The organism is Teichococcus wenyumeiae, assembly GCF_003696345.1.
GTDB classification, from domain to species: domain Bacteria; phylum Pseudomonadota; class Alphaproteobacteria; order Acetobacterales; family Acetobacteraceae; genus Pseudoroseomonas; species Pseudoroseomonas wenyumeiae.
Genome location: NZ_RFLX01000004.1, coordinates 279812 through 286408, shown reverse-complemented (window position 1 = coordinate 286408; position 6597 = coordinate 279812). Strand labels below are relative to the sequence as shown.

Annotated in this window: 8 protein-coding genes; 3 read left to right on the top strand and 5 right to left on the bottom strand. The window is 66.3% G+C overall.

Translation table 11 applies throughout. The annotated features are described in order from the left end of the window. Positions 1-86: 86 nt before the first annotated feature. Positions 87-761 (bottom strand): EI24 domain-containing protein, encoded by a 675-nt coding sequence (locus EBE87_RS08645; protein ID WP_120640154.1) that lies wholly within the window; start codon positions 759-761, stop codon positions 87-89. A gap of 181 nt (positions 762-942) precedes the next feature. Between EBE87_RS08645 and EBE87_RS08640 the strand changes: the two genes are divergently transcribed. Then, positions 943-2040: an ABC transporter substrate-binding protein gene (locus tag EBE87_RS08640; protein ID WP_233560060.1), complete on the top strand. Its 1098-nt coding sequence runs from the start codon at positions 943-945 to the stop codon at positions 2038-2040. On the opposite strand, the gene EBE87_RS08635 is transcribed toward EBE87_RS08640, so the two are convergent. Both EBE87_RS08635 and EBE87_RS08630 read right to left on the bottom strand, forming a co-directional pair. Continuing rightward, on the bottom strand, positions 1988-2602 hold the full coding sequence (locus EBE87_RS08635) for a hypothetical protein (RefSeq protein ID WP_147426167.1): 615 nt from the start codon (positions 2600-2602) through the stop codon (positions 1988-1990). The genes EBE87_RS08640 and EBE87_RS08635 overlap by 53 nt on opposite strands. 33 nt (positions 2603-2635) lie before the next feature. Next, a complete protein-coding gene (locus EBE87_RS08630) occupies positions 2636-3610 on the bottom strand; it encodes a LysR family transcriptional regulator (protein WP_120640157.1) in 975 nt (324 codons plus the stop codon). Between the two features lie 102 nt (positions 3611-3712). Here EBE87_RS08630 and wrbA point away from each other — a divergent pair, with 102 nt between their 5' ends. Together wrbA and EBE87_RS08620 are read left to right on the top strand one after the other, a co-directional pair. Continuing rightward, positions 3713-4324 carry an NAD(P)H:quinone oxidoreductase gene (gene wrbA / locus EBE87_RS08625; protein WP_199707759.1) on the top strand — a complete coding sequence of 204 codons (612 nt, stop codon included), beginning with the start codon at positions 3713-3715 and terminating at the stop codon, positions 4322-4324. Positions 4325-4358: 34 nt separating this feature from the next. After that, positions 4359-5309, top strand: coding sequence for a ring-cleaving dioxygenase (locus EBE87_RS08620; protein ID WP_120640165.1), 951 nt, complete (start codon positions 4359-4361; stop codon positions 5307-5309). Between the two features lie 92 nt (positions 5310-5401). Here EBE87_RS08620 and EBE87_RS08615 read toward each other — a convergent pair whose 3' ends face one another. Together EBE87_RS08615 and EBE87_RS08610 are read right to left on the bottom strand one after the other, a co-directional pair. Then, positions 5402-5635, bottom strand: a complete 234-nt coding sequence (locus EBE87_RS08615) for a hypothetical protein (protein WP_120640158.1) — start codon at positions 5633-5635, stop codon at positions 5402-5404. 221 nt (positions 5636-5856) lie between these two features. Continuing rightward, positions 5857-6513, bottom strand: coding sequence for a hypothetical protein (locus EBE87_RS08610; RefSeq protein ID WP_120640159.1), 657 nt, complete (start codon positions 6511-6513; stop codon positions 5857-5859). Positions 6514-6597: the final 84 nt, after the last annotated feature.

The following is a 6597-nucleotide window of genomic DNA, read 5'->3' as shown; positions in this document are numbered from 1 at the left end:
CCGCATCCAACACCAACAAATCATCACCAGCACCAACCACCCAAAGCCGCTCTGAAATCAACCTCAGACCGGCTTTCGCGCGTTTTTTAGGCCCTGACGTATCTTCCCCTATGCAGAAGATGTGTCATCGCCGCCGTTCCTATTACCGGTACCAGCAGGTTCGCCAGCGGAACCAGAGACAGCGCCGCCAGAGCAGCACCCACAGTAAGGACTGACCAGCGCATCTGCCGCCGGAGTTGATGCGACTGTTGCACGCTCATGCGCCGCTGAGCGACGCCATCAAACAAGCCATATCCAAGCGATACTGCCGCAACAGCCCAGAAAGCCACGGCACCAACTGGCGGCAGCAGGAAGGCGAGAGGCATGATCAGAATTGCCAGCCCCAACACCTGCAGGCCGAGCTTCAATCCAGCCCAGATCTGCTGATGCAGCCCAGAGCCCTCGGCAGGCGGCAAGGCTGGGTAGTAGCGTTGCTCCACCGCCGCCGCGACCTCGTCCAGGAACAGGCCGGCGATGGCGAGCGCCACCGGGACGAACAACCAGACAGCTGAAACCAGCACCAGCAGGCCGCCAAACAGGCCTGCCAGCGTAGCAAGCCAGCCATCTCCTCCCACCAGTGACGAGACACCCCAGTCAGCGAGTCCGATCAGCGCCAGGAAAGCCAGTAATGCTCCGCCAAGCCCCTTCAACAGCGGCCAGCGGAAGGCGGGATCAGTGAGCTGCTGGAACGGCAGCAACAGACTGGCGGGAATGGCGCGCATTGTGTCTCCTGGGTTGTCATGGCTGAGATGGTTCCGCCAAGCCTGTGCCGCTAGGAGTGTCTTGCTGAAGAAGCGATTTCGCCGCTATCGCGGCTGGTCCGCAACCTCTGGATATCCGGCCATGCTGCGACGCCTTCTCGCTGCCTGTGCATTCTGCGCTGTCATGCTTCTGGGTCTGGCTTTGCCTGCACAAGCACAGTGGCCGCGGCAGGTCACCGACATTCTCGGGCGGCGGGTCACTGTCCAGCAGGCACCTCGCGCGGTGCTGCTGGGCGAGAGCTTCCAGTTGCTGACCCTGTCCCTGATCCACCCCGACCCGGTTTCCCTGCTGGTCGGAATGGGGGGCGACCTTCGGCAGGGCGACCCGCAAAGCTACATGGCTTTCCTGCGCAAGTTTCCCGCCCTGGCACACGTGCCGGAGCTGACCAGCAATGTCGGCCAGAGCTTCTCGGTAGAGCGCGCCCTGGCTCTGGCGCCGGATCTCGTCATCCTCAGCGCCTGGCAGGCGCCGCTGGCGGAAACGCAGCAGGCGGTGGCCTTCTTCGAGGCTTCTGGCACACCCGTCATCTTCATCGACCTCTTCCAGAAGCCGCTGACCAATACCCTGCCGAGCATCCGCCTTCTGGGCGAAGTGCTCGACCGCCGAGAGCAGGCCGAAGCCTTCGTGCGTTTTCAGGAAGAGCATTTCGACCGCATCCGCCAGCGTGTCGCCACCCAGTCCGGGCCGGCGCCCAGCGTGCTGCTCAATGCCTTTCCCGGCCGCTGGCCCTGCTGCTGGGCGGCCGGGGATGGCGGGGCAGGGGAGTTTCTGAAGCTGGTCGGCGCCGTGAATGTGGCGACACCGGTTCTGAACGACTCACGCGGGGCGCAGCTGCCGCTGGAGCAGGTGCTGGCGCATCAGCCTGACATCTATGTCGGTACCGGTCTCTTCAATTCCGGCGACAGTACGGGTCTGCTGCTCGGCACCGGCGCTGATGCCGCCGCCGCGCGGGCCAGCCTGGAGCGCGTCATCCGCCAGACCGATCTGGCGGATCTCGACGCCGTAAGGGCCGGGCGGGCGCATGGGCTCTGGAATTTCTTCGCCGGCACCGCGATCAACCTCGTGGGCGTGGAGGCACTGGCGCGCTGGGTCTGGCCCAACCTGTTCCGTGACGTCGACCCCGGCGCGACCCTGGCGGAGATCAACCGCCGCTTCGCTGCCGTTCCCTTCGAAGGGACCTACTGGATCAGCCTGGACCCGAGCGAGGATGGCGGGGGTGCGAAGCCTGCAAACCGCTGAGCGTGCGGTGCACAGTGGTCAGCAGGGTGGAAAGCTGCGCCGCATCAACCTGATGCCCCCGCGCATACCCCTTCGCGATGGTCTTCATGGCCGACAGCACCGCGGAGGGCTGGTCAGCGCTTGAGGGCACCGTAGCGGGCACAGGCGCCGGCGCTTCCTTGGCCAGTTCGATCGGTGCTGGCTCCGCCGCTTCCGGCGCCTCATCGGCCTCTGGCACGGCTTCCGGTTCCGGCGCCTCCTCGGCCGGCGCGGCGGCTTCCGCTTCTGGCGTTTCGTCGGCTGCTGCGGTTTCTTCCGCCTGCGGCACCTCCGCCGCTTCCTCGGCAACAGGTTCCTCAGCCGGGGCGCTGGCCTCCTGCTGCCTCAGCACCTCAGCGACCCGTGCCATCAAAGTGCCGGCGGTCTCGTAGAAGCCATCCTCGCGGGTGGCGAGGTAAGGCTTGTCGCCGATCTGGAAGACGCGCCGCTGCATCGAAAACTGCCGCACCTGCGCCTCGGTGGCTTCCACGAAGCGGCATCCCTGCGCCTCGGCGGCTTTGACCTGTTCATCCGTCAATTGCACGGCACTATCATCCTGATTCGCGGCCCTCTGTTCTTAACGCCTGGGGGCCGGGAGCGGTAGCGCCGGGGCCATCGCCGGCACGGCATCCCAGGGAAAAGGCTCGGCGATTCCGGCCGCCAGATGCTCGATCAGCGCGCGCAGCTTGGCGGGCATGGCGGGAGTCTCGGGGTATACGATGTGGATGGTGTCCGGCACCGGTACCCAACCGGGGATGGACACTGGCACCAGCTCTCCGGCAGCCACGGCGGGGCCCACCATGAAGGTCGGCAGCAGCGTCAGGCCCAGCCCGGCACGGGCGGCGTCCAGCAGGGCCTCGCCGTTATTGGCGGTCATACGCCCCCGCAGCGCCATGGAGCGGTGCTGCGCCAAGCGCCGCTCGCTACCTTCCTGTGGCATGAAGCGCCAGATATGCCCTGTGGGCGCATTGGCATAGCCGAGGCAGGCATGGTCCGGCAGAGCCTCCAGCGACTCCGGCATGCCGGCCCGGGCGGCATATTCAGTGGAACAGCACAGCACCCGGTTGCTGGTGCCGAGCCGCCGCGCCCGCATCGATGAATCGCCGAGCCGCCCGATCCGCACCGCAAGGTCATAGCCGCCCGCCAGCAGGTCCACGTGCCGGTCGTCCAGGTCCAACGAGACCTCGACCTGGTCGTAGCGGCGCATGAAGCTGGCAACAGCCGGGCCCAGATACCGGGTGCCGAAGCTCATCGGGCCGGCGATGCGGATGCTACCGCGCAAGGTTCCTGACTGCGCCGAGACATCGTCCACCAGCCCTTCAAGCTGCGCCAGCAGGGGCCGGGCACGGGCATAGAGCAATGCGCCCGCCTCGGTCGGAGAGACGCGCCGTGGTGCCCTGTTCAGCAACTTGGCGCCGAGCCGCGCCTCCAGCCCCGCCACGCGCTTGCTGACCACGGATTTCGCCAGCCCCAGCCTCAGGGCGGCCGCGGTCAGGGTGCCGCTGTCCACCACCTGCACAAAGGTCACCAGATCTTCGGTACTGAGAGGCATCGTTCGCGATTAGCGAACGCAGTGTTCCTGTTCAAGCGCTTGTTGATCCTGCTGCGCGAACGCAACTTCACCCCAGCAGATCTTCAGCAAGGAGGCCGCATCGTGAGCAAGGTTCTGGTTCTTTACTATTCCAGCTACGGCCATATCGAAGCCATGGCGCAGGCGGTGGCCGAAGGCGCGCGTTCCGTCGCAGGCACCGAGGTTGTGGTGAAGCGCGTGCCGGAGTTGGTTCCGGAAGAGGTCGCCAAGGGTGCCCACTTCAAGCTGGACCAGGCCGCGCCCGTGGCCACGGTGAATGAGCTGGCGGATTACGATGCCATCGTGATCGGCACGCCGACGCGTTTTGGCCGCATGGCCTCGCAGATGGCGAATTTCCTGGATCAGGCCGGAGGGCTGTGGTTCCAGGACAAGCTGGTCGGCAAGGTGGGCTCGGTCTTCACCTCCACCGCCAGCCAGCATGGCGGGCAGGAAACCACCTTGACCTCCACCATCGTCAACCTGCTGCACTTCGGCATGACGATCGTGGGCCTGCCCTATACCGAGAAGCGGCAGATGGACAATTCACAGGTCACTGGCGGCTCGCCCTATGGCGCAACCACCATCGCGAATGGCGACGGCTCCCGTCAGCCGACCGAGGCGGAACTGGGCATGGCGGCCAGCCAGGGCCGGCATGTGGCCGAAGTGACCGCAGCGCTGGTGCGTGGCCGCGCCTGAGGAAGGCAGCGGCCGGCAGGAAAGGAACAAGCCGATGCAGCTTCATGGCATTCATCACCTGACGGCCGTCTCGGCGGACGCCCGGGGCAACCATGACTTCTACACCCGCATCCTGGGCATGCGGATGGTGAAGAAGACCGTCAACCAGGACGATGTCAGCGCCTACCATCTGTTCTACGCGGATGGGCAGGCAAGCCCCGGCACCGACCTGACCTTCTTCGACTGGCCAGCACCCCGGGAGCAGCGCGGCACCAACAGCGTGGTCCGCACCGGGCTGCGTGTGAATGGCGCCGCCGCGCTGGACTACTGGGCCGCCCGCCTGGATGAGCACAAGGTGCCGCGCGGCAAGATCTCCGAGGCCGATGGCCGGCTGGAGCTGCCTTTCGAGGATTTCGAAGGCCAGCGCCTCTCCCTGGTGGATGATGGCGGCGCGGGCCCGTCCCATGCCTGGGAGCACAGCCCGGTGCCGGCCGAACACCAGATCCGTGGCCTCGGCCCCATCACCATGAGCGTCGCGCGGGCGGAATATTCCCATGCCTTCGCCACCGAAGTCATGGCCATGCGCCTGGACCGGGTGGTAGAGGGGGCGGATGGCATCGTCACCCGCGTCTATGCCATGGGGGAAGGCGGCCCAGCCGCCGAGCTCCACATGCGCGTTGAGCCCAAGCTGCCACGCCACCAACCCGGGGCCGGCAGCGTTCATCACGTCGCCTTCCGCGTGAGGGACGACGAATACAGCTACTGGGTCAAGCGCTTCGAAACCCTTGGCCTGCGGTCCAGCGGGCCGGTGGACCGCTATTACTTCCGCAGCCTTTACGTGCGGGAACCCTCAGGCATCCTGTATGAGATCGCCACCGATGGGCCCGGCTTCGCGACGGACGAACCGATGGAAGCCCTGGGGGAGCGGCTGGCCTTGCCGCCTTTCCTGGAGCCGCGACGGGCGGAAATCGAACGCGGGCTCAAGCCGCTCCGGACCGGGCTGTAGCAGGCCCGTAACTCCGTCGCTTCCAGGCGCCGGGCGTGCGGCAATAGGCAGCCGCGGATGTCACCGGATGGTCATCCGCGGCGCCTTGGCCGCTACTTCTTGGGCTGGATATTCACCGGCCCCTTGGGACCATCGGCGATGCCCAGGCCCGTATTCGGCCCATTGCCCGCACCGCCGCCCTTGTAGTCCTTGTTGGGGTCCAGGCCCTTGGCGTTCGGGTCGTTTTGGTCCTCGGTGATGTTGTGCGGGCCGACGCTGTCAGGCCGGCCGCTGGAGGGGCCATGACCCCAGTTCTTGTAGCCTTCCTTCATCGCGTCATCGGTCATCAGGAAATCCTCCTGCTGAACTAATCCGGGCGGGCGGGCGAGGTTGCAGTGCCCGCCGGAGCCAGGCCGCCCGGTTCAGTCGATCACCGCGCGCAACCATGGGTCGTCGCCGCAATACCCCCACGACCGGCACGGCCCGCAGCGCGGCGGCCCCGACCACCCGGCAGGGTGCCGCCGCCAGCCCGCGAGTGTCACGCCTCCTGTCAGGGCCGGCCCATGGCTCACCAGGGCAGACGCATGAAATTCGCGGCACCGGAGGCGCGGGAGATCAAGGCCCGCATATCCGGGTTGCTGTAGCCCTCCTCATCGGTCAGCGCGTCCATGGGGCAGAAATATTCGTGCGCCTGCGGCATCTGGGTGCGGGCGAAGCCGTCGTACTGCCGCGGCTTCAGGCCATAGAGCACCCGCACATCCCGCACCGGCAGAACCAGCGGAGCTACCGGCTCCGTCTTCAGCAACCGCATCATCTTCCAGCGCGGCAAGGGCTCCCCGGCCATGGCCGGCGCGGTCAGCCAGGGCACCGGGCAGACCGCCAGCAAGGAGGTGGTGGAGGGCGCGAAGCGGGATCGCTTGTCCAGCAGGTTCTGCAGCGTGGAGCAGGCCTCGATACACAGGATATCACACCAGGCATCCGCCGGATCGGGGCTGAAGTGCAGCCACAGCCCGTCCGGCATGGTGCGCAGGCGGTGGGACCCTGGCAGGCGCAGAAAGGGCTGCAGCGTTGCATCCGGCTCACCGGGCCGGGCGCGCAACCAGACGCCGCGCTGCTTCGGGGTATCCAGGGCTCCAGGCGGTCGCTGCGGCCAGGTCCGGAGACGACGGCGGACAAGGTCATCAAGCGAGCGATAGGTCAGTTCTGGCCTGTCGATTTCAATCATCGGAAGAGTTCCGGAGCCTTTTGCAACCAGAACACCATGATCATGATCGCGGATTTGTGATCAAGGGCCTGTATTCGCTTTTTT